Annotated in this window: 21 protein-coding genes and 1 tRNA gene; 11 read left to right on the forward strand and 11 right to left on the reverse strand. The window is 63.0% G+C overall.

What is annotated here, in order from left to right:
* Positions 1–4: 4 nt before the first annotated feature.
* Positions 5–1,195 carry an Mrp/NBP35 family ATP-binding protein gene (locus NKH35_RS02470; protein WP_027049316.1) on the forward strand — a complete coding sequence of 397 codons (1,191 nt, stop codon included), beginning with the start codon at positions 5–7 and terminating at the stop codon, positions 1,193–1,195.
* Between the two features lie 161 nt (positions 1,196–1,356).
* On the opposite strand, the gene NKH35_RS02475 is transcribed toward NKH35_RS02470, so the two are convergent.
* Positions 1,357–1,815: an SRPBCC family protein gene (locus tag NKH35_RS02475; RefSeq protein WP_023669480.1), complete on the reverse strand. Its 459-nt coding sequence runs from the start codon at positions 1,813–1,815 to the stop codon at positions 1,357–1,359.
* Positions 1,816–1,958: 143 nt separating this feature from the next.
* Here NKH35_RS02475 and NKH35_RS02480 point away from each other — a divergent pair, with 143 nt between their 5' ends.
* Both NKH35_RS02480 and NKH35_RS02485 read left to right on the forward strand, forming a co-directional pair.
* Complete coding sequence (locus NKH35_RS02480; RefSeq protein WP_352913282.1) at positions 1,959–3,764, forward strand: IlvD/Edd family dehydratase; 1,806 nt, start codon at positions 1,959–1,961, stop codon at positions 3,762–3,764.
* A gap of 140 nt (positions 3,765–3,904) precedes the next feature.
* Entirely contained in the window at positions 3,905–4,303 is a 399-nt protein-coding gene (locus NKH35_RS02485; protein ID WP_023696770.1) for a hypothetical protein, read from the forward strand.
* Between the two features lie 17 nt (positions 4,304–4,320).
* Here the strand turns inward: NKH35_RS02485 and NKH35_RS02490 are convergent, their stop codons facing one another.
* Both NKH35_RS02490 and pdxR read right to left on the reverse strand, forming a co-directional pair.
* Positions 4,321–5,925, reverse strand: coding sequence for a trimethylamine methyltransferase family protein (locus tag NKH35_RS02490; RefSeq protein WP_352913284.1), 1,605 nt, complete (start codon positions 5,923–5,925; stop codon positions 4,321–4,323).
* Positions 5,926–6,133: 208 nt separating this feature from the next.
* The gene (pdxR, locus tag NKH35_RS02495) at positions 6,134–7,627 is read right to left on the reverse strand and encodes a MocR-like pyridoxine biosynthesis transcription factor PdxR (RefSeq protein ID WP_023669484.1); all 1,494 of its coding nucleotides are present in this window, start codon (positions 7,625–7,627) and stop codon (positions 6,134–6,136) included.
* A gap of 426 nt (positions 7,628–8,053) precedes the next feature.
* Here pdxR and pgi point away from each other — a divergent pair, with 426 nt between their 5' ends.
* Together pgi and NKH35_RS02505 are read left to right on the forward strand one after the other, a co-directional pair.
* Positions 8,054–9,697: a glucose-6-phosphate isomerase gene (gene pgi, locus NKH35_RS02500; protein ID WP_502906969.1), complete on the forward strand. Its 1,644-nt coding sequence runs from the start codon at positions 8,054–8,056 to the stop codon at positions 9,695–9,697.
* On the forward strand, positions 9,694–10,425 hold the full coding sequence (locus NKH35_RS02505) for an HAD family hydrolase (RefSeq protein ID WP_023709202.1): 732 nt from the start codon (positions 9,694–9,696) through the stop codon (positions 10,423–10,425). The genes pgi and NKH35_RS02505 overlap by 4 nt, the downstream gene beginning before the upstream one ends.
* Positions 10,426–10,772: 347 nt before the next feature.
* Here the strand turns inward: NKH35_RS02505 and NKH35_RS02510 are convergent, their stop codons facing one another.
* Both NKH35_RS02510 and NKH35_RS02515 read right to left on the reverse strand, forming a co-directional pair.
* The gene (locus NKH35_RS02510; protein ID WP_502906970.1) at positions 10,773–11,537 is read right to left on the reverse strand and encodes a class I SAM-dependent methyltransferase; all 765 of its coding nucleotides are present in this window, start codon (positions 11,535–11,537) and stop codon (positions 10,773–10,775) included.
* Between the two features lie 2 nt (positions 11,538–11,539).
* Complete coding sequence (locus NKH35_RS02515; RefSeq protein WP_352913286.1) at positions 11,540–13,531, reverse strand: long-chain fatty acid--CoA ligase; 1,992 nt, start codon at positions 13,529–13,531, stop codon at positions 11,540–11,542.
* A gap of 475 nt (positions 13,532–14,006) precedes the next feature.
* On the opposite strand from NKH35_RS02515, the gene NKH35_RS02520 reads away from it, so the two are divergent.
* From NKH35_RS02520 to NKH35_RS02540, 5 genes are read left to right on the forward strand one after another with little or no spacing between them, the layout of a single operon-like run.
* Positions 14,007–15,605: an ABC transporter substrate-binding protein gene (locus NKH35_RS02520; protein ID WP_352913288.1), complete on the forward strand. Its 1,599-nt coding sequence runs from the start codon at positions 14,007–14,009 to the stop codon at positions 15,603–15,605.
* A 47-nt stretch (positions 15,606–15,652) separates the two neighbouring features.
* The gene (locus NKH35_RS02525; RefSeq protein ID WP_023669492.1) at positions 15,653–16,660 is read left to right on the forward strand and encodes an ABC transporter permease subunit; all 1,008 of its coding nucleotides are present in this window, start codon (positions 15,653–15,655) and stop codon (positions 16,658–16,660) included.
* 26 nt (positions 16,661–16,686) lie between these two features.
* A complete protein-coding gene (locus NKH35_RS02530) occupies positions 16,687–17,571 on the forward strand; it encodes an ABC transporter permease subunit (RefSeq protein WP_050485757.1) in 885 nt (294 codons plus the stop codon).
* Entirely contained in the window at positions 17,571–18,416 is an 846-nt protein-coding gene (locus NKH35_RS02535) for an ABC transporter ATP-binding protein (RefSeq protein ID WP_023732471.1), read from the forward strand. The genes NKH35_RS02530 and NKH35_RS02535 overlap by 1 nt, the downstream gene beginning before the upstream one ends.
* Entirely contained in the window at positions 18,416–19,246 is an 831-nt protein-coding gene (locus NKH35_RS02540; RefSeq protein ID WP_023682050.1) for a dipeptide ABC transporter ATP-binding protein, read from the forward strand. Before NKH35_RS02535 ends, NKH35_RS02540 begins: the two co-directional genes overlap by 1 nt.
* Before the next feature lie 122 nt (positions 19,247–19,368).
* Here NKH35_RS02540 and NKH35_RS02545 read toward each other — a convergent pair whose 3' ends face one another.
* From NKH35_RS02545 to NKH35_RS02570, 6 genes are all read right to left on the reverse strand, one after another.
* Positions 19,369–21,165 (reverse strand): ABC transporter ATP-binding protein, encoded by a 1,797-nt coding sequence (locus tag NKH35_RS02545; RefSeq protein WP_027049321.1) that lies wholly within the window; start codon positions 21,163–21,165, stop codon positions 19,369–19,371.
* Entirely contained in the window at positions 21,165–22,211 is a 1,047-nt protein-coding gene (locus NKH35_RS02550) for a glycosyltransferase family 2 protein (protein ID WP_023732470.1), read from the reverse strand. The genes NKH35_RS02545 and NKH35_RS02550 overlap by 1 nt, the downstream gene beginning before the upstream one ends.
* The gene (locus tag NKH35_RS02555) at positions 22,208–23,320 is read right to left on the reverse strand and encodes a glycosyltransferase family 2 protein (protein ID WP_023682047.1); all 1,113 of its coding nucleotides are present in this window, start codon (positions 23,318–23,320) and stop codon (positions 22,208–22,210) included. Before NKH35_RS02555 ends, NKH35_RS02550 begins: the two co-directional genes overlap by 4 nt.
* Complete coding sequence (locus NKH35_RS02560; RefSeq protein ID WP_023732469.1) at positions 23,317–24,498, reverse strand: acyltransferase family protein; 1,182 nt, start codon at positions 24,496–24,498, stop codon at positions 23,317–23,319. The genes NKH35_RS02555 and NKH35_RS02560 overlap by 4 nt, the downstream gene beginning before the upstream one ends.
* Positions 24,498–24,686, reverse strand: a complete 189-nt coding sequence (locus tag NKH35_RS02565; RefSeq protein ID WP_023732468.1) for a hypothetical protein — start codon at positions 24,684–24,686, stop codon at positions 24,498–24,500. Before NKH35_RS02565 ends, NKH35_RS02560 begins: the two co-directional genes overlap by 1 nt.
* Before the next feature lie 492 nt (positions 24,687–25,178).
* Positions 25,179–25,254, reverse strand: a tRNA-Thr gene (locus NKH35_RS02570).
* A gap of 352 nt (positions 25,255–25,606) precedes the next feature.
* Between NKH35_RS02570 and NKH35_RS02575 the strand changes: the two genes are divergently transcribed.
* The gene (locus NKH35_RS02575; protein ID WP_023732467.1) at positions 25,607–26,848 is read left to right on the forward strand and encodes a hypothetical protein; all 1,242 of its coding nucleotides are present in this window, start codon (positions 25,607–25,609) and stop codon (positions 26,846–26,848) included.
* The last annotated feature ends 4 nt before the right edge of the window (positions 26,849–26,852 follow it).

Consider the following 26,852-nt stretch of genomic DNA (forward strand, 5'->3'; position numbering starts at 1 on the left):
ATGCATGTCCGTCACCAAGGAAATCGTCACCGAGCGTCTAAAGACGGTCAACGGGCCGGACTTCACCGGCAACATCGTCGACCTCGGCATGGTTTCGGAGATTTTCATCGCCGATTCGAAAGTGTTTTTCTCGATCACCGTTCCCGCCGCCCGCGCACAGGAGATGGAGCCGCTGCGCGCTGCAGCCGAGCGTGTCGTCAAGGCGATCCCTGGTGTCGCCGGCGCCGTCGTCGCGCTGACGGCGGAGAAGAAGGGCGGCGGCATGGAGGCTCCGGTTGCGTCGCGCCCCGCGCCCAGGCCGGCACCGACGGCCGCGCCCGCCGCGCCGCGCCCAGCTCCACACTCCCCAGCCCCGCACGCCCCGGCCTCGCAAAGCTCGGGCAAGCGCGGCGTGCCCGGCATCGAGGCGATCATCGCGGTGGCGTCCGGCAAGGGCGGCGTCGGCAAGTCGACCACCGCTGTCAACATCGCGCTTGGCCTCGCCGCCAACGGTTTGCGTGTCGGCGTGCTCGATGCCGATATTTATGGCCCGTCCATGCCCAGGCTGCTCAACATCCATGGCCGGCCGCAGACCGTCGACGGCAAGATCCTGAAACCGATGGAGAATTACGGCCTTAAGGTGATGTCGATGGGCTTCCTCGTCGACGAGGAGACGCCGATGATCTGGCGCGGTCCGATGGTGATGTCGGCGCTGACGCAGATGCTGCGCGAGGTCGAATGGGGCCGCCTCGACGTGCTCGTCGTCGACATGCCGCCCGGCACCGGCGACGCGCAGCTGACCATGGCCCAGCAGGTGCCGCTGGCCGGCGCCGTCATCGTCTCGACGCCGCAGGACCTGGCGCTGATCGACGCCCGCAAGGGATTGAATATGTTCAAGAAGGTCGACGTGCCGCTGCTCGGCATCGTCGAGAACATGAGCTATTTCATAGCCCCCGATACCGGCAAGCGCTACGACATCTTTGGCCATGGCGGGGCGCGGCGCGAGGCCGAGCGACTCGGCGTGACCTTCCTCGGCGAAGTGCCGCTGGAAATGGGCATTCGCGAAAGTTCTGATGAAGGTGCTCCGGTGGTGGCGTCGAAGCCAGACAGCGCCGAGGCGAAGATCTATCGCGGCATTGCTTCGAAGGTCTGGGACCGGGTCAACGAAGAACGCGGCGCGGCCGAAGCGGCGGTGCCGAACATCGTGTTCGAGTAGCTCGGATGGTCCCTCCCCCTTGAGGGGAGGGTGGCCCGAAGGGCCGGGTGGGGTCCGCGGTGACACGCTCGACGCTATTTCTTTACAAGTCGAGGCAGCTCAACTCACGTTGAGGCAGTTGAGGCGACCCCACCCGCCTCGCTTCACGAGGCACCCTCCCCTCAAGGGGGAGGGGAACCCACCTTCTCGCCAAAGCTTGAAAAGAACTGCCCGGCCAGCTTCTTCGAAGTCGATTCGATCAGCCGGCTGCCGAGTTGGGCGATCTTGCCGCCGACTTCGGCTTTGGCCGCGTATTTGAGGACCGTCGCATCCGGCCCGTCCGCCGTCAGCGTCACGTCGGCGCCACCCTTGGCGAAGCCGGCAATACCGCCCTTGCCCTCGCCCTGGATGGTGTAGGAGTGCGGCGGCTTCAGGTTCTTCAACGTCACCTCGCCGTTGAATGTCGCCTTGATCGGTCCGATCTTCAACACCACCGTCGCCGCCATTTCGGTCGGCGATTTCATGTCCAGGTGCTGGCAGCCGGGAATGGTCGCCTGCAAAACCTTCGGATCGTTCAGCGCGTCCCACACTTTCTGCAGGGGGGCGACAATGCGTTCCTCGCCTTCGATCACCAAAGCCATCGACACCTCCCGGACAGACTTCGAAGGCCTAACGCACGGTCTGGTCTGTGTCTATCGCACCAAAGTCCGGTTGCGACGGTGCGCCCTCTTGCCTGCTTCCGCGCGTTGCCATATCGATTTGTCTTACAAATACGGAGACCATGATGGCAGGCGCCCCCACCGGAAAGAAGAAATTTCGCTCGCAGGAGTGGTTCGACAATCCCGACAATCCAGGCATGACCGCGCTCTACCTCGAGCGCTACCTGAACTACGGCCTGACGCGGGCCGAGTTGATGTCGGGCAAGCCGCTGATCGGCATCGCCCAGACCGGCTCGGATCTGTCGCCGTGCAACCGCCACCATATCGAACTCGCCAAGCGCGTGCGCGACGGCATCGTCTCGATGGGCGGCATCCCCTTCGAATTCCCGTGCCATCCGATCCAGGAGACCGGCAAGCGCCCGACCGCGGCACTCGACCGCAACCTTGCCTATCTCGGCCTGGTCGAAGTGCTTTACGGCTATCCGCTCGACGGCGTCGTGCTGACCATCGGCTGCGACAAAACCACGCCGGCGCTGCTGATGGCGGCGGCCACCGTCAATATTCCGGCCATAGCACTTTCGGTCGGACCGATGCTCAATGGCTGGCACAAAGGCAAGCGCACGGGATCCGGCACCATCGTCTGGGAATCGCGCCAGCGGCTCTCCGCCGGCGAGATCGACTATGACGAGTTCATGGACATCGTCGCCTCATCGGCGCCGTCGACCGGCTATTGCAACACCATGGGCACCGCCACCACGATGAACTCGCTGGCAGAGGCGCTCGGCATGCAATTGCCGGGTTCGGCCGCCATTCCCGCACCCTACCGCGAGCGCGGCCAGATCTCCTATGAGACCGGCAAGCGCATCGTCGAGATGGTGCATGAGGATCTGAAGCCGTCCGACATCATGACGCGCAAGGCCTTCGAGAACGCCATTGTCGTCAATTCGGCGATTGGCGGCTCGACCAATGCCCCGATCCACCTCAACGCGATTGCCCGTCATCTCGGCGTGCCGCTCACCAATGATGACTGGCAGACGGTCGGCCTCCATGTGCCGCTCATCGTCAATCTGCAGCCATCGGGCGAATATCTCGGCGAAGACTATCACCATGCCGGCGGCGTGCCGGCTGTGGTGGCCGAGTTGATGAAGGCCAAGCTGCTGCCTTATCCCGAAGCGATGACCGTCAATGGCAAGACTATCGGTGACAATTGCAAGGGTGTCGCCAACGAGAACACCGACGTCATCCGCACCGTCGCCGAGCCGCTGAAGGCCAATGCCGGCTTCATCAATCTCAGCGGCAATCTGTTCGATTCCGCAATCATGAAGATGAGTGGCATCTCGCCGGAATTCCGCGAGCGCTATCTCTCCAACCCGAACGACCCGGAAGCCTTCGAAGGCAACGCCATGGTCTTTGACGGGCCGGAGGACTACCACGCCCGCATCGACGATCCGGCGCAAGGCATCGACGAGCACACCATCCTATTCATGCGCGGCGCCGGCCCGATCGGCTATCCCGGCGGCGCCGAGGTCGTCAACATGCAGCCGCCCGCTTATCTCATCAAGAAGGGCATTCACGCGCTGGCCTGCATCGGCGATGGCCGCCAGTCGGGCACATCGGGGTCGCCCTCTATCCTCAACGCTTCCCCGGAAGCCGCCATTGGCGGCGGCCTGGCGCTGCTCAAGACCGGCGACCGTGTGCGCATCGACTTACGCAAAGGCACTGCCAACATCCTCGTCTCCGACGAGGAAATCACGCGGCGCCGTGCCGAACTGCAGGACGATGGCGGCTATCACTATCCCAAGCACCAGACGCCATGGCAGGAAATCCAGCGCTCCATGGTCGACCAGTTCTCGGAGGGCATGGTGCTGAAGCCGGCGGTGAAATACCAGGACGTCGCCCATACCAGCGGCGTGCCGAGGGACAACCACTAAGCGTTGCAAGTTTGGTGAAATCGAAGGCGGCTTGCCATCGGGTAGGCCGCCTTTTCTCATGGCAACGCTCTTGTATCGATTGGGCCAAGTCTACAGATACGTCGTCTCGACAGGTCCTGCACGAGGGATAACACCCATCAATGACGAAGCGGCGCTCTTCCCTCGGTTTCCTCGGCATGTTCGGCCGCTCGGGTGACTTGCGGGAACTGGACAACGCGCTGCGCGGCGCCGATCTTCATCCGGCGATTGTTCCCGAGGGGGTAAAGCTCACCATCGTCAATTTGATGAAGGATCGTTGGCCGGACGAGCCGCCGCCCGACGCCTACCGGTCCGTGGCGCAGCTGTTCGGCTTTTGCATCGCGGGCCCACAAACCTTCGAGCAGGCCAATGGGCCGGAGCGGCGGCTGGAGGCTGAGCGCCGCATCGAGGCTGCGCTTGAAACCGGCGACAGCCTGGATGCCCAGATCGTGTTGATGGCGCTGCATGGCAAGCTGATCAGCGCCGAAGTCGTCGAGCGCTTTGGGCTAAGTGCGGACTGACCTTCGTAAGGTGAAGCTTACCCGCCCATGCCGCTGCGTGGCAGCTTGATCATCTCGCCGAAGTGGGCACGCAATTTGTCGTCGAGCAGCTTCGGCACATGGCGCGGGAAGCGCTCGGCAAGCACGCGCTTCTTTTCGATGATCGCCCGCTGCAAGATGTCGGGCCGGCCCTTCTCGTTCCATTCCTTGGGCGAAAAGCGGTCGCCGACGGCCGGATAAAAATACTCGGTCTGCATCAGGCGCAGCGTCTGCTCGTTGCCGAGATAGTGGCCTGGGCCATTCATGCAGACTTCGGTGATGGTGTCGATCGACAGCGCTTCGTCGGTCACTTCGATGCCCCGCACGCAGCGCAGGCAGTGGCCCAGCATGTCATTGTCTATGATCAGGCTCTCCAGGCAAAAGCCGAGCAGCGAGGCGTGCATGCCCGCCGATTCATAGACCAGATTGAGGCCGGCAAGGCCGGCCATCACATCGGTGATCCCCTTTTCATAGCCGGACTGGATGTCGGGCAGTTTCGAATCCGTCATGCCGGCGGCCGAACCGCCCGGCAGATCGTAGAACTGCGCCATCTGCGCACAGGCCGAAGTCAGCACTGCCTGCTCGGCCGAGCCGCCCGACATCGCACCGGTCCTGAGGTCGGAGACGAACGGCCATGTGCCGAAGATCGCCGGGTGCCCGGGCTTAATGGCGTTGACGTAGATGAGGCCGACAAGCACTTCGGCCACCGCTTGCACCACAGCGCCGGCAATTGCCGCCGGAGCGGTGGCGCCGGCCTGGCCGGCCGATAGCAGCAGGATCGGGATGCCGCCTTCGACACAGGCTTCGAGCACGCCGCAGGCGTCCTCGGCAAACTTCATCGGCGGCACGACGAAGCAATTGGAGTTCGACACGAACGGCCGGGCGCGGAAATTCTCCTCGCCGCCGGCGATCGCATAAAGCATTTCCAGCGCCGGCTGCACGTTCTCGCGCACCGTAAACGAGGTGCCGACATGCTTCGACGTCCCCATCACGCAGGCGTAGAGCGTGTTGAAGTCCATTTCGAGCGGATCGGGAATGTCGCGCGGCACCATGGGCCGCTGGAAGAAATGGATGTTGTCGAGCCCTTCGACGAGGCGGGCGGCGTCGTAAATGTCCTGCACCAGCGACTCTCGGTATTCGCGCTTTTCGACATCGACCAGATGCACCGCCGCACCCGCCGTGCCGTAATGCACGCGCTTGCCCTGGATCAGCATGTCATGCCTGGGGTCTTGGCCGTGCAGCGTAAAATTTCGCGCGGCTCGTCTGATCGTGTCCATCACAAGCCCACGTGGGAAACGGACGCGGCCGTCATCGCCATAGACGGCGCCGACCCCGGTCAGAGCCTCGATGCAGGAGGGAATGGCATTGGCGAAGCCGACGGTCTCCAGTAGCGTCAGCACCGCTTCATGGATGCGTTCCTGGTCGTTCTGGTTGAGCGGCCCGTAGCTGCCGCCTTCGAGGCCGGCGCGCACCGGCCGGATATCGTCGGCAAGCGGTGCGGCCCGCATGGCGCGGCGCGCTTCGCGCCCGCCGGATCGGCGCGAACGCTGGTCGGCTGATGCATCTTTAGGAGCCGCATCCTGCTTCTCAACAGCCACTGACATGGGGGGGCACTCCACCTTTAGCTTGCGAAACACGACGCGATGATTGGTCCACCGTCGGCTTGCTTCGTCCCTCTGTCAGCCGACTATGCCGTTGCCATTGGCCCAGCCTATGGGCCAGTCAACGCAGCCGAGTATGCCAGAGAGCTAGTGCAGAATGTTGGTGATCATGCCTAGGGCCGGGGCTGTTCAAAGCCCCGGCACAGGCAAATCAGGCTGCAGCGGGCCTGCGTCCGGCGGCGGTCGCGAGCTCGCGAATACCCGGCTCGATGTGCTGCAGTGCGATCGAGGAAATGCCCAAGCGCATGAAACGCGACGGCTTTTCGGTGCGATCGAAGAAGCGGTCGCCCGGCTCGATGATGACGCTGCGCGAGGCCGCGGCCTCGGCCAGTCCACGTGAATCGGTGCCGCGCGGGCCTTCCAGCCAGAGCGATGTGCCGCCGGCCGAATCGGTCGAGCGCCATTCCGGCAGGAATGCGGAAATCGCATGGACCAGACGCTTGCGCCGCTCGTCGAAGGCCGACGACAGCCGCCGCACCAGCGCCTCGTGATGGCCGAGCGACAGGAACAGCGCTACCGCGCGCTGGTTGTTGGCCGGCGGGTGCCTGAGCATGAAGCGGCGCAGCGCCCTAAGCTCGGAGATTAGTCCAGCCGAAGCGACGATGTAGCCAAGCCGCAGGCCCGGAGCCAGCGTCTTCGACATCGAGCCGACATAGACGACGCGACCCGAGCGATCGAGGCTCTTCAGCGCCTGCTGCGGCGCCTCGTCGAGAAGCTGGCTGTCATAGCCGTCCTCGATGATGATCTGGTTGTGGCGGTTGGCGCGCGCCAGAAGGTCCTGCCGCCGCTCTGCCGACAGCGGCACCATGGTCGGGCAATGGTGGCTGGGGGTGACGAAGACAAAGCCGGAATCGTTGGGGATGGACGAGGTGACGATGCCGGACTGATCGACCGGAACCGGCTGGATTTCGGCGCCTGCCAGGCGGAAGATCGAGCGCGCGTCGGGGTATCCCGGGTCTTCCATCGCGACCTTGGAGCCCTTTGTCATCAGCAGTGTCGCCAGCATATAGAGCGCGTTCTGGGCGCCCAGCGTAACGATGATCTCGTCCGGATTGGCGAAGATGCCGCGCCGCGGCAACAGCCGCGCCTGGATCTGCTCGATCAAGAGCGGATCGTCGCGATCGACCATGTCGGAGGCCCAGTTGCGGATTTCGAGCACGGCCAGCGCCATGCGGTTGCACTCACGCCACTCGGCTGTCGGGAACAGCGCCGGGTCGAACTGGCCGTAGACGAAGGGGTAGGAGGACTTGATCCAGTTGTCGTGCTTGGCCGGTGGCGGCATGTCGCTGGCGGCGATCTGCCTTCGTGCCTTCCAGTCGATCTCGTTTTGCTGGTCCGGCGCCTTCTGGTGCGGCTTGGCGGGGGTGGCCAGCACATCCGGATTGACGAAATGGCCGCGCCGTTCGCGCGCCACCAGGAAACCTTGGTCGACCAATTGCTGGAACGCCAGCACCACAGTGCCGCGTGCGACGCCGAGTTTTTCAGCCAGGATGCGGCAGGACGGAAGCGGCATCGAAGCGGCGATCTGCCGGTCGAGAATGGCGGCGACGATCGCCTGACGGATCTGCGCCTGCAGGGTCTGGCCCGATTCCGCCGAAATCCGGAACAGGCCGGACCATATGGCCGTGTCGTTACGCTGTGGCATGGAAGGTGTTCCTCGATGGCCAGTCTTTTTTGCTTGGCTGGACCAGCGGAAGGTAACCGTGGCACAAGGGGTTGCGCCAATCAATTTTTCTGATCGCTGGGATTTATGCCAGTGATCTATGCGCGACGCGCAGCGTCGTCGCATCCCCGGGTGACGCTTGCGTCATCCCGCAGCGCGACGCCCGCGCGACGCGCAGCGTCGTCGCGCCTCATTATTCCCAGCGCGATGCGAAGCGTCGTCGCTACTCCCATCACATCATCCAGCGCGACGCGCAGCGTCGTAGCTCCATCACATCGCACTATGCTGCACTGCGTCATCCCCACGCATTGAAACATGGGGAATTCGGCTCAATAAGATCAGCGCGACGACACGCGCCGGAAACATCCGGTCTGATAAGATGTCGTGAAAAACGATCAGGAGCCGGCAGTGGATCATTCCTCCTTCGACAAACAGCTTGTCGCCTTGCGTGCTGCGCGCGCGGCGGCATCGGGCACGATGCGCGAGGCGTTTGCCGCGGACCCCAAGCGCTTCGAGACATTTTCGGCCAGCGACGGCGACCTTTTGCTCGACTGGTCGAAATGCGCGGTCGACCAGCGCACGATGGAACTGCTCGAGAAGCTCGCCGCCGCCGCCGATCTCGAAGGTCGCCGGGCCGCAATGTTTTCCGGCAAGAAGATCAACATCACCGAGGATCGCGCCGTGCTGCCCCCCGCGCTCCGGACCCGCTCGGGCCCGGGCGGCCCGGGCGATGGCCAGGACGTCAAGGCGGATGTGCTGTCCGTGCTCGACGCCATGGGCGCTTTCGCCGATGCCATTCGCTCCGGCAAGGCCGCCGGCGCCACCGGCAAGAAAATCACCGACATCGTCAACATCGGCATTGGCGGCTCCGATCTCGGCCCGGCCATGGCGACGCTGGCGCTGGCGCCCTATCACGACGGCCCGCGCGCGCACTACGTCTCCAACATCGACGGCGCCCATATCCACGACACGCTGAAGGGCCTGTCGGCCGAAACCACCCTGTTCATCATCGCCTCGAAGACCTTCACCACGGTTGAGACGATGACCAATGCCGAGACGGCACGCGAATGGGTGCAGAAGGCGCTCGGCAAGGAAGCAGTCGGCAAGCATTTCGCCGCCGTCTCGACCGCGCTCGACCTGGTTTCCAAGTTCGGCATCGAAGCGGATCGCGTGTTCGGCTTCTGGGACTGGGTCGGCGGCCGCTATTCGCTGTGGGGCGCCATCGGCCTGCCGGTGATGATCGCCATCGGCCCGCGCAACTTCCGCGCCTTCCTCGATGGCGCGCATGAGATGGACGAGCACTTCCGCACCGCACCCCTGCAGAAGAACCTGCCGGCGCTGCTGGGGCTGGTCGGCTGGTGGCATCGCGTGATCTGCGGTTATCCGGCGCGTGCGGTCATCCCTTATGACCAGCGCCTTTCCAGGCTGCCGGCCTATCTGCAGCAGCTCGACATGGAATCGAACGGCAAGGGCGTCACCCTCGACGGCACGCCGGTGACGACGCCGACCGGACCGCTGGTCTGGGGCGAGCCCGGCACCAATGGCCAGCACGCCTTCTTCCAGCTGCTGCACCAGGGCACCGATTTCATCCCGGTCGAGTTCCTTGCCGCTGCCGTCGGCCATGAGCCTGATCTCAAGCACCAACACGATCTACTGCTTGCCAATTGCCTGGCCCAATCGGAAGCGTTGATGAAGGGCCGCACGCTGGACGAGGCGCGCGCGCAGATGCTGGCCAAGGGCATGAAGCCGGCCGATGTCGACAGAATAGCCCCGCACCGCGTCTTCTCCGGCAACCGCCCCTCGGTGACGATCCTCTACCGCAAGCTCGACCCGCGCACCTTCGGCCGGCTGATCGCGCTTTACGAGCACCGCGTCTTCGTCGAAGGCACTCTGTTCAACATCAATTCCTTCGACCAATGGGGCGTCGAGCTCGGCAAGGAGCTGGCGACCGGCCTGTTGCCAGTCGTGGAAGGCAAGGAGAGCGCCGCCAAGCGCGACGCATCGACGGTCGGGCTGGTGGCGCGCATCCAGCAACTGCGGGGGGCTCAATGAAAAATCCGGCCGACATCAAGGGCATCTTGTTCGACAAGGACGGCACGCTTGTCGATTTCAACGCGACCTGGCTCGGCATCGCCGATTTCATGGCCATGGACGCCGCCGAGGGCGATCGCTGGAAAGCCGACAGGCTGCTTTCGGCGGCGGGCTTCGATTTTGTCGCCAAGCGTTTCAAGCCGGATTCCATCTTCGCCTCGGGCACCAACATGGATGTCGTCGAACTATGGTTCCCGCGCCTGTCCGACGAGGACCAGATGCTGGCCGTCGCCCGCTTCAACGAGATCACCTCGGTGCAAGGCTCATCGATGGCGGTGGCCCTGCCCGGCATCGTCGCGGCGCTGACGGCTCTGCACAAGCGATCCTACCGGCTCGGCGTCGCCACCAACGATTCGACTGCCGGTGCCGAAAAGACCATGGTCACGCTCGGCGTCGCCCAGCTGTTCACCGCCGCCTATGGCTATGACGCGGTCGCCAATCCGAAACCGGCGCCGGACACGATCGTCGCCTTTTGCGACCTGACCGGGTTGAAGGCGTCCGAGATCGCCATGGTCGGCGACAACCGCCACGACCTGGAGATGGCGCGTGCTGGCGGCTGCGGCCTGGCGGTCGGCGTGCTCTCCGGCACCGGCACGCGTGAATCGCTGTCGGCGATCGCCGACGTCGTGCTGGATTCGGTTGCCGACTTGCCAGACTTTCTCTCGGCGCGGGTCAAGGAGACGGTCTGAAGGGGGCCTGGGGCAAACTCAATTCGACTCGAGATTTCCCGCCAATGGCCGAGTTGGGCGAAGCAGCCCATGAAAACTATGGAGCTTCTGGTTTGTTTTCGGACACAGTGGGCCACTCATCAGCAGAGCAAACGTACCCGCATTTGCCGCACCTGATCTTGGCGCTTGCGTTATCGATGTCTTCGCCCGGCTGAAGGTCGAAGCCGCGATTTTCGCACTTTGGGCAAACTGTGAAACCGATACGTTGAACAACTTTAATCCACGCCATTCGACTTCTCCTATCAACGGCTAATCGAATCTATTTTCTGCCCCTTGAGGTTTGTCCACAATGAGTAGAATCCGGCCATTCAGAGCGACTGGGCTTTGCCGCGTCGCGCTAGCAAATCTTCCGGCTCGAACCAAAACACACCGCTCAGCCTGCCCGCAGCGCCCTTCGCGTCACCGAAGTCCGGCACTTGATATTCCGCAACCAATCGTAGCCGCGACAGCGGCAGATCGGCGCGGCGGGGATCGCCGACCAGCACCTCGATGCCGGCTGCCAGGCAGCGGTCGAGGAACGGGATCACCCGCAGAGCAACCTCGCGGCCGTAGAACACGTCGCCGGCAAGCACGAGGTCGACCGCTGGCGGCGGGCCCGTGGTGATATCCTGGTCGACAATGGTGATCTCGACGCCGTTGGCCAACGCGTTGAGGCCGATCGCGGCGACGCCGTTGCGGTCGATCTCCGCCGCGACCACCGCGCTGGCGCCGGCCTTGGCGGCGGCGATGCCGACGAGGCCCGCGCCGGCGCCGAGGTCGAGCACGCGGCGGCCGGCCACGCTTTGCGGATGGTCGAGTACATAGCGCGCAAGCACGGCGCCGCCGGCCCAGGCATAGGCCCAGTAGGGCGGCTGCGGCTCAGCTTCGTGCTCCTCGGTCTGGCTGCCGTCTTCCGGTCCATGAGCTCGCCACTCGACAAGCCGCCTCAGGCCGCTGCCGGGATGAGCCGTATAGAGCTGGATTTCAGGAAGTGCGGGAACGGGCGCAAGCCGCAGGTTCGCCTTGATGAACACTACTGCATCGGGACGCCGACTATCGTCCGCTATCCCGCCGTCGCCAGGCTCGCCGTTCAAATTTATTCCCGCAGCGCCCGGCGCAAGATCTTGCCCACCGGAGTCTTCGGCAGCTCGGTCCTGAACTCGATGTATTTAGGCCGCTTGTAGCCGGTCAGGTTCTCGCGGCAATAGGCGGTCAGCGCCTCGACGGTCAGCGTCGGGTCCTTCTTGACCACGAACAGCTTCGGCACCTCGCCCGAATGCTCGTCCGGCACGCCGATCGCCGCTACTTCGAGCACGCCCAGATGCTGGGCGACGACTTCCTCGAGTTCGTTGGGATAGACGTTGAAGCCGGAGACCAGGATCATGTCCTTCTTGCGGTCGACGATCTTGGTGTAGCCGCGCTCGTCCATGAAGCCCATGTCGCCGGATTTGAAAAACCCGTCCTTGGTCATCACCTTGGCGGTCTCGTCCGGCCGGTTCCAGTAACCGGCCATGACTTGCGGCCCGCGGATGCAGATCTCGCCGACTTCGCCCAGCGGCAGGTTGTTGCCGTCATCGTCGCGGATGACGATCTCGGTCGACGGCAGCGGCAGGCCGATCGTACCGGTGAAATTGCCGTCGCTGAACTTGTTGGCGGTGGCCACGGGCGAGGTCTCAGACAGCCCGTAGCCCTCGGTGATCGAATTGCCGGTCAGCGCCTTCCAGCGCTCGGCAACCCCCCTCTGCACCGCCATGCCGCCACCCAGCGTCATGATCAGCGGCTTGAAGTCGAGCTTGCGGAAATCCTCGTTGTTGAGCAGCGCGTTGAACAGCGTGTTGAGGCCGGGGAAAATGTGCATCGGGTATTTCTGCAGCTCCTTGACGAAGCCGGGAATGTCGCGCGGGTTGGGAACGAGCACGTTCTGGGCGCCCTGCTGCATGCCCATCAGCGCGTTCACCGTCAGCGCGAAGATATGGTAGAGCGGCAGTGCGCAGATGAAGTTGAGATGCGCCGGTTTCGGCTTGATCGCATAGGCGTCCTGCAGCCACAGCGTGTTCTGCGCGACATTGGACAGCACATTGGAGTGCAGCAGCACAGCACCTTTGGAAATCCCCGTGGTTCCGCCGGTATATTGCAGGAAGGCAACGTCGCCGGCCTCCATCTTGGCCGGTTTGAAGGCGATGCCGGCGCCGGCTTTCACCGCCGCATTGAATTTGACATGGCCGGGCAGCGACCAGGCCGGCACCATCTTCTTCACCCGGCGCACGACGAGGTTGACGATCGTGCCCTTGAGGGCGCCGAGCATGTCGCCCATCGCCGCGACCACCACATGCTTGACCGCCGTCCTGGCAATCACCGCGTCCAGGGTGCTGGCGAAATTCTCCAGAATGACGATCGCCTGCGCGCCGGAATCCTTGAGCTGATGTTCGAGCTCGCGCGGCGTGTAGAGCGGATTGATGTTCACCACGACATAGCCGGCGCGAAGCACGGCCATCATCGCCACCGGATATTGCAGCACATTCGGCATCATCAGCGCCACGCGTGCGCCTTTCTGCAGGCCCTTCGATTGCAGATAAGCGCCGAAGGCGGCCGATTGCCGCTCGAGTTCGGCATAGGAGATCGACTTGCCCATGCAGACGTATGCCGGCTGGCCGGAAAACTGCTTACAGGCGCCGACGAGGAAGTCGCCGATCGAACTGTAGGGCAGGGCGCCGATCTCCGCCGGCACTACTTTCGAATAGCTTTTTAGCCATGGCTTTTCCGGCAAGCCCGCGGCAAGCGCCGTCAACGTATTCGGCAGTTTTTTGGCCGCGCCCGGCGACGGCTTCGAGGCGGGCTTCGCCGCAGCTGTCTTGGCGGCTGGCGGCTGGGCGGGCTTTGCAGCGGGTGCTGTCTTCGCCGCGCGCTTGACCACAGGTTTCGCTGCCGGCTTGGCGCTTGCCTTCGCCGGCGTCGAGGTTGCCGTTGGCTTGACAGCGGGAGTGGCTTTGGCCGGTGGCGCTTTCGACTTGGCGGCAGCGGCGGCCGGTTTTGAAGCTTTCGCCGCTTTTGCTTTCGCCGGGGCCGTTGTCTTTGTTGCTTTCGCCACCTCTAGCCTCCCTCGGTCGTTCTGTTGCCTGCTCCTGCTGCGCCGCCTCGATGTGGTGAGGCGTCCTCCGCTGCAGCGATGTCGCGGATTTCCGGAAAATCCAGCGTGTCATCTATCTATTGCGACTATCGGCGGCCGTGCAAGTCTTGCCCCAGCGGCAGGACGGCAAAGATTTGCCGCCGAAATCCTTCCCGCGATGCCAGCTCAGGCAATGCCGTCCTGTCATCTCGGTGGCGAAACCCAGGCTTGTGGATTTTTGGCTACGATTGCTGCGATCAACGAAAAAATGCGGTCGTTAACAATCCCGTGATTAGCAGATTTTGCTATTCGTTTCTGCAGTTCGTCAAAGACCGAGAAATATTTTCTGCTTACGGTGGGGTAGGCAAACAGGGTGTTCCAAAGCCGGAAAAACGGTGCTTATATGCGCGCTTCGCGAGCCTATAGAGGGGCTTGGAAGAACATCAGGGAGTGCTCAATGAAAAAGAAACTGACTTTTGCAGCCGCGTTGCTGGCTGCAAGCGTCCTCGGCGGTGTGGCCAATGCCAAGACGCTGGTCTATTGCTCGGAGGCCTCGCCGGCCAACTTCGACCCGGGTACCACGACGGGCGGCAACGACTTCGACGCCTCGTCGCGCACCGTCTATTCGCGCCTGGTCGAGTTCAAGCATGGCGGCACCGAAGTTGTGCCCGGTCTCGCCGACAAATGGGAGATTTCGGACGACGGCCTGGTCTATACTTTCCACCTGCATCCGGGCGTGAAGTTCCAGACGACGGATTTCTTCAAGCCGACGCGTGATTTCAATGCCGACGACGTTGTCTTTTCGTTCGATCGCCAGTTCAACAAGGAAAACCCCTGGAACGGCGAGAAGTACCTGCCGAACCTGACCTGGGACTACTACACCGGCATGGACATGCCGAAATACGTCGCCAAGTGGGAAAAGGTCGATGACCTGACCGTGAAGCTGACGCTGACCGAGCCGAACGCGCCGATGCTGGCCAATCTCGGCATGGACTTCGCCTCGATCGTGTCGAAGGAATATGCCGACCAGCTGGAAAAAGACGGCAAGATGGCCGACTTCTCGACCAAGCCGGTCGGTACAGGTCCGTTCCAGTTCGTCGACTACCAGCTGGATTCGGTCATCCGCTATGCGGCCAACCCGGACTACTTCAAGGGCAAGGAAAAGATCGACGATCTCGTCTTCGCGATCACGCCTGACGCCACCGCCCGCATCCAGAAGGTGCTCGCCGGCGAATGCGATATCGCGCCCTATCCGAATCCTGCCGACATCGGCACGATCAAGGCCAACGCCGACGTGACCCTGATGGATCAGGCTGGCCTCAACATCGGCTATATGAGCTACAACACCACCATCCCGCCGCTCGACAAGCCTGAAGTGCGCCATGCGCTCAACCAGGCGATCGATCGGGAATCGCTCATCAAGTCGCTGTTCCAGGACGCCGGCGCCACGCCGGCCGTAAACCTGATCCCGCCGACCATGTGGTCGTGGAACAAGGACGTGAGGTCCGACGCCTATGATCCGGAAGCAGCCAAGAAGGTGCTGGCCGATGCCGGATTGAAGGAGATCCAGCTTTGGGCCTCCGACCGCGTCCGTCCCTACAACCCGAACTTCCAACGCGCCGCCGAACTGATCCAGGCTGACTGGGCCAAGGTCGGCGTCAAGGCGGAGATCGTCAGCTACGAGTGGACGAAGTACCGCGAAGAAGGCAAGAAGAAGGAACGCCCGGGCGCCTTCCAGATCGGCTGGACCGGTGACAATGGCGATCCGGACAATTTCTTCGCCACGCTGTTCGCCTGCTCGGCCATCGGCGTGTCGAACTACTCCAGCTGGTGCGACAAGGACTTCGAGGATCTGATCCAGAAGGCCAAGAAGACCAGCGACCAGGCCGAACGCACCAAGCTCTATGAAGAGGCGCAGGTTGTCTTCCAGAAGCAGGCTCCGGCCTTCCTCATGGCACATAGCCAAGTCTACGCAGTCGTGCGCAAGAATGTCAGCGGCTTCATGATGGACCCGCTCGGCATTCATCGCTTCGACGGCGTCGACAAGGCCGAATAGAACTGTTAGGCGGGCGGCGCGCAATCAGGCGCCGCCCGCTTTTCAAGATGCTCCGATATCTCCTAAACAAAATCGTCTTGGTGCTGCCGACGCTGATCGGCATCACCATCTGCGCCTTCGCTTTCGTCAGGCTGCTGCCCGGCGATCCCATTCTTGCCATGGCCGGCGAGCATGGCGTGTCGCCCGAGCGCTACGCGGAACTGAAGGAACAGTTCGGCTACAATTTGCCGATCTGGCAGCAATACGCGCATTATGTCCGCGATGCCGCGACCGGCAATTTCGGCGTGTCGATTTCGTCCAAGCGGCCGGTCATCGAAGATTTCATGACGCTCTTCCCGGCAACCATCGAGCTCTCAGTCTTCGCCATGATCTTCGCCATGGTGCTGGCCATCCCGGCCGGCATCATTGCTGCGGTCAAACGCGGCTCCTGGTTCGACCAGGGGCTGATGGGCACCGCCCTCGTCGGCTATTCCATGCCGATCTTCTGGTGGGGCCTGCTGCTGATCATCTTTTTCTCCGGCTATCTCGGCTGGACCCCGGTTTCAGGCCGCATCGGCCTTCAGTTCTTTATCAAGCCGATCACCGGCTTCTTGACCCTCGACAGCCTGCTCTACGGCAAGTGGGATGCTTTCCGCTCGGCATTGAGTCACCTGGTGCTGCCGACAATTGTGCTCGGCACCATCCCGCTGGCGGTGATCGCGCGCCAGACGCGCTCGGCCATGCTCGAAGTGCTGGGCGAAGACTATGTGCGGACCGCCCGCGCCAAGGGCCTGTCGTCGTCCCGCGTCATCGGCGTGCATGCGCTGCGCAATGCGCTGATCCCGGTGGTCACCACCATCGGCCTGCAGGTCAGTACCCTGCTCGCCGGCGCCATTCTCACAGAAACCATCTTCGCCTGGCCGGGCATCGGCAAGTGGATGGTCGAATCCATATCCAAGCGCGACTATGTCGTCGTGCAGTCAGGCTTGCTGTTGATCGCCCTTATCGTCATGGCGGTGAACCTGATTGTCGACGTGCTTTATGCCGTCATCAACCCGCGCATCAGGGCGGCGTGATGAGCCAGTCCACCGAAATCGCCCCGATGGCCGCCGGCAACCCTGACCGTCTGACCGGCTTCAGGACCTTCTGGCACTATTTCTCGGTAAACCGCGGCGCCGTCATCGGCCTGTTCGTCTTCATCCTTTTGGTGCTGGCCGCGCTCTTTGCACCGCTGCTGGCGCCCTATGCGCCCGACATCCAGGACAAGACCGCTTTCCTGCGTCCGCCGGCCTGGCAGGCGGGCGGCAGCATGGAATATCTGCTTGGCACCGACGCGGTCGGCCGCGACATGCTCTCGCGCCTGCTCTATGGCGCGCGTTTCTCGCTGCTCATCGGCGCCGTCGTGGTCACACTGGCGCTTGTCGGCGGCATCACGCTCGGCCTTTTGGCCGGCTATTTCCGGGGCTGGGTCGACGTGGCGATCATGCGCGTCATGGATCTGATCCTGTCCTTCCCGTCGCTGCTCTTGGCGCTGGTTCTGGTCACCATCCTCGGCCCCGGCCTGTTCAACGCCATGCTGGCCATCGCGCTCGTCCTGCAACCCCACTTTGCCCGTCTGGTGCGCGCTGCCGTCATGGCCGAAAAGAGCCGCGAATATGTGGTCGCCGCCAAGGTCGCCGGCGCCGGCCATATAAGGCTTATGCTGCGCACCATCCTGCCCAATTGCCTGGCGCCGCTGATCGTCCAGGGCACGCTGTCCTTCTCCAACGCCATCCTGGAGGCGGCCGCTCTCGGCTTTCTCGGCCTTGGCGCCCAGCCGCCGACACCGGAATGGGGAACCATGCTCGCCTCGGCGCGTGAATTCATCCTGCGCGCCTGGTGGGTGGTGACCTTCCCCGGTCTGGCCATCCTCATCACCGTGCTTGCCATCAACCTGATCGGCGACGGTCTGCGCGATGCGCTCGATCCGAAGCTGAGGAGGTCGTAATGGCGCTGCTCGACATCCGCAATCTCGTCGTCGAGTTCCAGACCGCATCCGGCCCGTTCCGCGCGGTCGATGGCGTCTCGCTCCATGTGAACGAACGTGAAGTGCTGGCCATCGTCGGCGAATCCGGCTCCGGCAAGTCGGTGTCGATGTTGGCTGTGATGGGGCTGTTGCCGTGGACGGCGACGGTCACTGCCGACGAGATGAGCTTCAACGGCCGCGATCTCCTGAAGATGAGCCCGGCCGACCGGCGAAAGATCGTCGGCAAGGACATGTCGATAATCTTCCAGGAGCCGATGGCCAGTCTCAATCCGTGCTTCACCGTCGGCTTTCAGATCGAGGAGGTGCTGCGCTTCCATATGGGCATGGACAAGGCCCAGCGTCGCGAGCGCGCCATCGAATTGCTGACGCAGGTCGGCATTGCCGAGCCGGCCGAACGGCTGAACTCGTTTCCGCACCAGATGTCGGGCGGCCAGTGCCAGCGCGTGATGATCGCCATCGCCATCGCCTGCAATCCGAAGCTTCTGATCGCCGACGAGCCGACCACCGCGCTCGACGTCACCATCCAGAAGCAGATCCTCGACCTCCTCGTGTCGCTGCAGGTCAAATACGGCATGGGCCTGATCATGATCACCCACAATATGGGCGTGGTCGCCGAGACGGCCGACCGCGTCATCGTCCAGTACAAGGGCCGCAAGATGGAAGAGGCCGACGTGCTGTCGCTGTTTGAATCGCCGAAGAGCAATTACACCCGCGCACTTTTGTCGGCGCTGCCGGATAATGCCGTCGGCGACCGGCTGCCGACCGTCTCGGACATGCTGTTCGAACCAGCTGCCGGGGGCTTCTGATGAGCATCAAGGTCGTCGAAGGCAAGGACATCGTGCGCGACTATCACGTCGGCGGCGGCCTGTTTCGCGGCGCGCGCACCGTGCATGCGGTCAAGGGCGTCTCGTTCAGCGTCGACAAGGGCAAGACGCTGGCCATCGTCGGTGAATCGGGCTGCGGCAAGTCAACGCTGGCGCGTATCATCACGCTGATCGATCCGGCAACGTCGGGCGAACTGTTCATCGACGGCAACAAGGTCGACATCGCAAGGAACGGCCTGACCAGGGAGATGCGCCGCAAGGTGCAGATCGTCTTCCAGAACCCTTACGGATCGCTCAATCCGCGCCAAAAGATCGGAGATGTGCTTGGCGAGCCGCTGCTCATCAACACCGACAAGCCGGCCGAAGAGCGGCGCGACCTCGCCATGAGGATGCTGAAGAAAGTCGGCCTCGGAACCGAGCACTACAATCGCTATCCTCACATGTTCTCGGGCGGCCAGCGCCAGCGCATCGCCATTGCCCGCGCGCTGATGCTGAACCCGAGCCTGCTGGTGCTTGACGAACCGGTCTCCGCGCTTGATCTTTCGGTGCAGGCGCAGGTGCTCAACCTGCTCGCCGACCTGCAGGACGAATTCCAGCTGACCTATGTCTTCATCAGCCACGATCTGTCGGTCGTGCGCTACATCGCCGACGATGTGATGGTGATGTATTTCGGCGAAGCCGTCGAATACGGCTCGCGCGAGGAGGTCTTCGCCGACCCCAAGCACAACTACACCAGAACGCTGTTCGCCGCGACGCCGCGCGCCGACGTCGCCTCGATCAAGGCGCGGTTGGCGAAGAAGAAGGCCGCCTGACCTCTCACCGAGAATTGTTTTTGAACAATCGAAATGCGTCGCGGCGGTGGTTTGCCGGCAGGATTGATCGCGATCTGCGAGCTGCCGGGCGCAAGCCGCGTCGCAGGTTGGGGTGCGCCCCATCACTCACCCGCTCCGTGCTGGTAAAGCTCGTCCATGCTGAGCATTGCCAGGGTTGCGAAGGGGGCCTGTTTTTTCACCCGACCGCGGCTCAAGATCACCACGTCGTCGCAGAACGATATGGTGCTGTAATGATGACTGATGACAATGGTGGTGCGGCGGCCGGCCCGCGATTTCAGCGTCTCGACAATAGCGGCTTCTGACAACCCATCCACCGCACTGGTGGCTTCGTCGAGGATGAGAATATCGGGATCGCGCACCAGCGCCCGCGCCAGGGCGATCCTTTGCCTTTGTCCGGCTGACAGGTTGATGCCCCGGTATCCGACCAGCGTCGCGTAACCCTGCGGCAGGTGCTCGATGAATTGATGTGCCTCGGCCAGCCTTGCGGCGCGCATGGCGTCGCTGGCCGAGGCCGTGTCGTAGCCGTAGATAATGTTTTCAAAAATGGTGCCATCGACCAGTTCCAGCTCCTGACTGGCCAGGGCAATGTTCCGCCGCCACTGGCTTGGGTCGACTTCATCGAGCGGTGCCCCATCGACGAGGATCCTGCCGCTGTCGGGTTTGACGAAGCGGCACAGGAGATTGACGATCGTCGTCTTGCCGGCGCCCGAGCGGCCGATCAGCGCAGTCGAGCGGCCGCTGCGGATGTCGAACACCGCCTTATGCAGCACCGCCTCGCGCGCGTCGGGGCCTGACAGGGGACCGGAATAGGCGAAGCTCACATCATCGAAGCTGATCCCTTGGCGCAAGCCGTCGAACGGCAGGCTGCCCTGCGGCGCCTCGGGCTTGTCGGAAGGATCGAGCAGCCATTGTACCTCCTCCAGCGAGCCGCTCATGCCTTGCAACTGACTCCAGGACATCTGCAAGGCGCGCATATGCGGCTGCAGTCGGTAGAGCAGGATGAGGAAGGCGACGGTCAGCGGGAAGCTTACATTCGCCAGCCAGGCTCCGATCACCACCGCCAGGAACAGCATTGCGTGCAATACCTCGGTCAGTGGCGGCAAGACGCCCTGGCGGATTGAAAGCACGAAAGCCGCCCGCCGCACCCCGTCGGACGCTTTGGCGAAGACCGCCTTTTCGCGGTTCTCCTGCCCGAAGATGCGAATCAGGCGCCCGGCATGCACCAGATGCAGCATCTGCGACGCCAGTGCGCTGTTGCGCGAGACGACGCTGCGGCTCGGCGCCTTCAGATTGGACGACAAAACCCCGTGCGCCAGCTGGACAAGCGCCAGCCCTAGAGTCACCAGCAGCGTCATCTGCCAAGAGAGGAGCAGGAGGAAGGCGAGCAGGATGACGGCGGCCGAGGCACTGACGATCGCGCCGAGCAGGGCCTGGATAGCGTCGGATGCTCGCCAGGATTCGTTGGAGATGATGTTGAGCAGCCGCCCGGGGCTTTGCTGCAGGAAAAAGGGGTAGCCGACCCTGAGCAACTGCTCCGACAGTGCGCTACGGATCGAATAACCTGCCTTGCCGTAGATGTAGCTGGTCAGCAGAGTGTTGGCGAAGGCAAAGACATTTTTCAGTACGATCGAACCGAGGATCGCGGCCGAAATGGCGATCAGCCGCTGGCGCTCGCCGAGGTCCGCTCCAACCTGCTGGAGGAGGGCGGAGAAACCGGCCATGCCTGATGTTTCGCCACGTCCCATAATGATGCCGAGCAGCGGAATGATGAGACCGATGCCGAGGCCTTCCAGCGCGGCGCCTGCAAGCCCGAGCCCCACCACGACGGGAACGAGCCGCAACAGCCTGCCACCAAGTGCGCGGCGCAGCATTGGCAGGGCTGACGGAATCAGTGACATTATCGCGCTCTGGCCTCCGCATTGGCTTCGCTGGCTTCTCGGTCGTGGCGCAGCGGCAGCCGTTTTGGCCATCCCATCATGACGAGCAGCGCAAATCTGGCGGCACCTGCCAGATTCATAACGACAATAGGCCAGTGCGACAGATCGAGGTCGCGGTCAAAGCGAGGACGGCCCGCCAGTTCCCTGAACGCGGCCCGCGCGGACCAATAGACATGGCGAAGCAGCCAAGGGGCGTGGCGGACATGTTTCAGGCACAGCGCACCATTACCGAGGCTATAGTCGCGGTGCAGCCTGTCGATCGATTTGCGGTCTCGCCGGCCGTGATGATGCAAGACCGTCATGTCGGGCACATACTCGACCGGCATGCCGAGCAGCATCGCCCGCACGAGATAATCAGTATCTTCAGCCGAGCGTAGCGGGCCGCCAGCGCCGAAGCGTTCGTCGAACGACCCGATGCGGGCCGCGACGTCGCGGTGCATGGTCATGTTGCAGCCGAGCACGAAGCCGCCGGGGTGGACCGCCGGGGTCAGCCGCTCGCTTGCCTCGTAGAGCTTTATGGTGAAGGGCAGGTCCCGGGCATCACCGAGCTCGACCCGGCCGCCGCGGATCAGCCACTTCTCGCCACTCCGGTAGTGCCGCTCCAGGTCGCGGAGATAGTCGCGGTCGAGCTTGCAGTCGTCGTCGACGAAGACCAGCACGCGGCCTCGCGCTCGCGCCAATCCGGCATTGCGGGCAGCGGCTAATCCGGGGCGAGTCTCCGAGACGGCTGTGACTGGGATGTCGGAAGTTTCGGCGATAGCGGCCAGCCGCTTTGACGTGCCGTCCCGTGAACCATTATCGACCACCACCAACTCTGCCGCGAAGGTGGCGTGCACCCGGCATGCCGCCTGGATCGAGGCTATGCAAGCCTCCAGCACAGCGGCGCGGTCGCGCGTGCAGACGATGAAACTGACCTCGAGCGACGGCCGCTCCGATCGGGGAGATGTCGGGACAGGCGCACTCGCAAACTGGTGATCGCGCAGGAGCGGGTGGGGCCTGTCGGTCATACCAGTCCCCGCTGATAACGCGCAAGCACCGCTTCGGCCGGCGTGGTTTTGAAGAAGTAGGCCACCGCGTCCGCCCGCTTTCCGGCCCTTATCGAGAGCAGGCTCAGCCAAGGCGCCCAGACGCCGGGACGCAGCGCATATTGTTCGCGGCGCCGGATGAAATTCCATCTCGCCGTCCGCGTGAGCAATTCGTGGGTCAGCGGCGGTTCTCCTTCGTCGCCGACGAGTTGGTAGAGGAAATAGAACAGGTTCAGCGCGCCTGCCTCGAAGCTTGGCCGTGTGTCGGTCGGCAGCTCGGAAATCCGCTCTTCAAGCGCACGGATGAAATCGGCTGCGCGCGAAACCGTGTCGAAAGAGACGGCCTCGCCGATGTCGCGCAGATCCGCTGTGGTTTCCGCAAGCCCCTCACGCTCGAGATTTTCGGCCACGATCCGCAAATGCGTCCTGCGCATTTCCTTGGCATGCCGCATGGTCACGCTTCCCGCATGGATGCGATAGACGAGCAGGCTATCGGGCAATATGGTCGCCGGGAAACGGCCGGCAAGCCGTCTGAAGAGATCGAAATCCTCGGCATGCCTATATTTTGGATCGTAATAGAGATCGTTGTTCCCAATAACCTTCCTGTTATAGATCACCGTCGGATGTAAGAATATCGTAAAGAACATCGACAATATGTCGAGCCGGCCGAGCCGGAACACCGGGTCTAGCCTGCCTTTGGCGATACGGCCGTGAAGCAAGGTATCGACGCAGGCGCCGCAGAAGCCGAGATCGGGCCGCCGCTCGAACAGTGCGACCTGGCGCGAGAGGCGCCGGGGATAGGCGACATCGTCCGCATCCATTCGCGCAACAAGCTCGCCCTGGGCCAGTCGTAGCCCTTCATTGAGGGTGGCGACGAGGCCGCGGTTCTCACGCGAGATGACAGAAACGCGATTGTCTGCCCGGCGGTATCGTTCGAGAATCTCGAGCGAGTTGTCAGTCGATCCGTCATCGATAGCGATGACCTCCAGGCGATCGTAGTCTTGCCGCAGAATGCTCTCCAGCGCAGCGGTGAGATAAGGCCCGGCATTGTAGACCGGCAGCAGGACGGAGACGAGCGGCGCGGTGGTCATCTCTGTGCATCCGTTCGCCGGAGTTCGAGTGCGGCGCGGCCATCGGGGGATCCGCCGGGATAGGCGTCCGCCGCCCTGCCGAGCCAGCCGGCATCGCCAGAGCGTGCCTGGGAGCGGCGGCGCGCTACATAGGGGAAGCGGCGCTTGAGGCCGTTGAGCGGCTTTTCGAAAGCCGTCCACGAGATCGAAGCGACGGCGATCGTGGCGGCGCTCGCGACCAGGAAACGCCCTGGCCCCTGCTCCGAGACATTGAGCGGGATCCAGGGCTGTGACTTGACGGCGAGCGACAGAAGGATCGGATGGTAAAGATAGACGCCGTAGCTGATGCGGCCCAGTGACAGCAGCGGTGGCAGTTCGAAAACCCTGCCGAGGACGCCGCCAAGGCCGGCTGAACAGGCGGCCACAACGGCCACCAGCGGCACTAGGGGCAGGATCTGCAGCAACGCCCAGCGGGCCCATTCCAGCATAGGATCGGCCGGCGCAGGGATAAGCCACTCAATCGCCAGGAAGACAGCCGCAAGGGCTGGCCAGCCTAGCCGCATCCATTGCGGCAGGCCGGCGCCTCTGGTCCGCCGGCAGGCAAGCAAAGCACCAAACGCCAGCGCGTCCATCGATGCTGGCGGCAGCAGGTCGCGCGCTAGCGCCGGGGTGGCGGTGATCGGCCAGTAGAAGCGATAGGCCAGCGACAACAGGATGACGCCGATAGTGATCGCTTCCACCCGCCGGCGGGGTGCGAGAAGCACGACCAGCGGCCAGGCGATATAGAACTGCTCCTCGATGCTCAGGCTCCAGAAATGGCAGAGTAGCCAGGGCGTCCATTCGTTGCGCAGCGCGTACCAAAAATTCGACAGGTAAAGCGCATGCCAGACGAGCGATCCACTGGACTGCTCCAGATCGGTCAGCCAGACGAACCCAAGCACGGCGAAATAGGGCGGGAATATGCGCAGCGCGCGCCTGATGTAGAAGGAACTCAATGCAGGGCCGGCTTTGAATTCGGCCGCGGCGCGCGCTTCGAGCAGCAGTCGTGTGATCAGGAAGCCGCTCAGCACAAAAAAAAGCCGCACCCCGATGTGGCCCCAAAAGGAGGACCCGTTGGGTGCAAGGAAATGGGAATAGAGAACCATCGTGACAGCGATGGCGCGCACAGCGTCCAACTGATTGTCACGCGCGACCGCCATCAGTCATTTCCGCCGGTCTGAAATCTCCGATGAAGCCAGCGGCCCTGCATTCCGGGCCTCAGGTCGAGGCCTGCCAGCGTCGAGAGTGCGCCGACAACATCAAACCCGCGCCTTTTGCGCGGGGCAGCCTCGAAATCGGTGCTGGCCAGCGAAAAATTCAAGCTGATCAACTTGGCGGAATCCTCCACGGCGCACTTCCCGGTACCAGATCCCCCAAGAAATGGTGCAACCGGGCAATGGTGCAGTGCAACACAAAATATCTATCGAGCCGTAATATTTGTGTGAGTTAGTGCTAAAAATGGGTATGATTTGCGAGTGCGTTGCGTCACCGAGGGTTTTTCACGTCCGCAATGCTGTACGAGAAGTGGTACCATGTCAGAAAAGACACGGTTTAATTACACAACTATAATCCGGAGTGTCTGATATAGGTCAAAATTGACGAAGATTATTCTAAGGTAGTGGTTTTGTATCTTATAAATTATGCTTGTAGTGTCGGGTTCTCTAGGTTGTCGATCTTGCGCGATGCAGCATAGTCGATGGTCAAGCGTCTGACGACGCAATCCTGTGGCGGCGGCCATATGGCGCATGTCGACGAGGCAGACAGGAAGTGCCGGTGTTGGCGTAGGGAGTGACGTGCATTAGCCTTGCACCTGCCGTCACGCTTGCGTCGGATGGAGAACTGGTGCCGCTTAGGTGACTCGAACACCTGACCCCATCATTACGAATGATGTGCTCTACCAACTGAGCTAAAGCGGCCCGGGAAGCGCGAGGTTCCAGGATCGGCTGGGTGATAGACTCAACCGGCCGCTAATTCAAGATGGGCAACCGCGATTTCGAGCCGGCATCCGGCAATTCGTCCCGGCATTTTCCATTGGCGCGCAATGAGCCACCGCCTCATTTGCTTTTTCGGCTACGCGGAGACGTCGCGGTGGACTGCGCACAAACTGCCCGGCAAGGCGGCAAAACCGACTGATTTTATTGCCAAAACGCATCGAAATGGGCCTTGAACAGGCCTGTAAGGCAGAATGCGGGCGCTCGCCCGTTGATTGATTGGTCTCCTGCGGCTAACGATCATGGCAATGTAAGCGAACGGACAGGGGAAATTCGCTTGGACGCGATCGAAAAAGCGATCCGCAACGCCTTCGAGAAAGGCAACGCCGAGGACCGGGCATTTCGCGAGAGGGTCTATCGGTCGGCTTTCGCGGCGCTCGACCGCGTGCTCCAGGCCAATCCCGGCGTGACGGTGGAAGCCGCCATCAAGCGCCGCAAGGGGGTCCAGGAAAAGATCGCCGAGATCGAATCCGAATTCCTGCCCGCGGTCCCCGATGTCGCCGCGCCGACGCAGAGCGCCGCGCCGACGCAGAGCGCTGCGCAGACACAAGATACCGCGCTGACGCAACGCGTTGCGCAGCCGCAAGACGCCGTACAGGGCGCCGCCGAAGCGCCCGCGGTCGATGCCCCGACAGGTGTCGCGGCCGGACCGTCGCCTGCGATCGTCGTTGATGAACCGGTTCAGCCCGAGGCATCCGACGCGCCGCGTTCGCGCGTGCTGCCGGTCGTCCCCGACATCATGCCTGACGCCACGCTGCCCGGCGCCCCGGCGATCGATATGGCCGATTCCGCGCCGGCCGAGGCCGCGGCGGAAGTGGCGCCTGACCGTGATGAAAGGCGGATAAGGGGCCGCCGCCTGCCGCTGACGGCGATCTTCTTTGGCGTGACGTTGCTCGCCGCCGCCGGCATCGGCCTCTATTTCGCCGTGCAGACCGGGGTCTTCAAGACGCCGGCGCAGCTCGACACGGCGCCGCCCGAAGCGCCGCCGACCGTCGACGATGACGACTTCACGCCGCCTGCCGATACAACTGAGCCGCAGCAGCCTGGCGCGCCGCAGCAGCCTGGTGTCGCCGAACAGACGCGCGACTGGATCAACGTGTTTACACCCACCGATCCAACGCATGTGGCGACCCCGTCCGACGCCAAGGCCGATGTCGTGCAGGACGACACCGGCTCCTTCCTGCGCATCCGCTCCGGTGCTTCCGGCTCGGCCATCAGCTTCGATGTCGGGCAGGGCGTGCTGGAGAAGCTTGCCGGCAAACATGCCGTGTTCGACATCGTCGCCCGCGCCGAGGACGGCAAGGACACGCAGATCTCCGTCGACTGCAATTTCGGCGATCTCGGCGACTGCGGCCGCAAGCGCTATGCGGTCGGCCAGCAGCGTAACGAATATCTGTTCGACGTGAAATTCCCCGACAAGCCCCCGGGCGCGGCCGGCAGCATCGCCATCAACTCCGACTTCGACAAGCAGGGCAAGGCGGTCGACATCTACGAGATCCGCGTTTCGATCGAACCGTAAGCGC

It is taken from the genome of Mesorhizobium sp. M1143 (assembly GCF_040318435.1).
Classification (GTDB): domain Bacteria; phylum Pseudomonadota; class Alphaproteobacteria; order Rhizobiales; family Rhizobiaceae; genus Mesorhizobium.

Bases quoted from the DNA above. Each gene is read 5' to 3' on its own strand.
- NKH35_RS02470 (WP_027049316.1), top strand. From the start codon at position 5: ATGTCCGTCACCAAGGAAATCGTCACCGAGCGTCTAAAGACGGTCAAC.
- NKH35_RS02475 (WP_023669480.1), bottom strand. From the start codon at position 1,815: ATGGCTTTGGTGATCGAAGGCGAGGAACGCATTGTCGCCCCCCTGCAG.
- NKH35_RS02480 (WP_352913282.1), top strand. From the start codon at position 1,959: ATGGCAGGCGCCCCCACCGGAAAGAAGAAATTTCGCTCGCAGGAGTGG.
- NKH35_RS02485 (WP_023696770.1), top strand. From the start codon at position 3,905: ATGACGAAGCGGCGCTCTTCCCTCGGTTTCCTCGGCATGTTCGGCCGC.
- NKH35_RS02490 (WP_352913284.1), bottom strand. From the start codon at position 5,925: ATGTCAGTGGCTGTTGAGAAGCAGGATGCGGCTCCTAAAGATGCATCA.
- pdxR (WP_023669484.1), bottom strand. From the start codon at position 7,627: ATGCCACAGCGTAACGACACGGCCATATGGTCCGGCCTGTTCCGGATT.
- NKH35_RS02505 (WP_023709202.1), top strand. From the start codon at position 9,694: ATGAAAAATCCGGCCGACATCAAGGGCATCTTGTTCGACAAGGACGGC.
- NKH35_RS02520 (WP_352913288.1), top strand. From the start codon at position 14,007: ATGAAAAAGAAACTGACTTTTGCAGCCGCGTTGCTGGCTGCAAGCGTC.
- NKH35_RS02525 (WP_023669492.1), top strand. From the start codon at position 15,653: ATGCTCCGATATCTCCTAAACAAAATCGTCTTGGTGCTGCCGACGCTG.
- NKH35_RS02530 (WP_050485757.1), top strand. From the start codon at position 16,687: ATGGCCGCCGGCAACCCTGACCGTCTGACCGGCTTCAGGACCTTCTGG.
- NKH35_RS02535 (WP_023732471.1), top strand. From the start codon at position 17,571: ATGGCGCTGCTCGACATCCGCAATCTCGTCGTCGAGTTCCAGACCGCA.
- NKH35_RS02540 (WP_023682050.1), top strand. From the start codon at position 18,416: ATGAGCATCAAGGTCGTCGAAGGCAAGGACATCGTGCGCGACTATCAC.
- NKH35_RS02545 (WP_027049321.1), bottom strand. From the start codon at position 21,165: ATGTCACTGATTCCGTCAGCCCTGCCAATGCTGCGCCGCGCACTTGGT.
- NKH35_RS02550 (WP_023732470.1), bottom strand. From the start codon at position 22,211: ATGACCGACAGGCCCCACCCGCTCCTGCGCGATCACCAGTTTGCGAGT.
- NKH35_RS02555 (WP_023682047.1), bottom strand. From the start codon at position 23,320: ATGACCACCGCGCCGCTCGTCTCCGTCCTGCTGCCGGTCTACAATGCC.
- NKH35_RS02560 (WP_023732469.1), bottom strand. From the start codon at position 24,498: ATGGCGGTCGCGCGTGACAATCAGTTGGACGCTGTGCGCGCCATCGCT.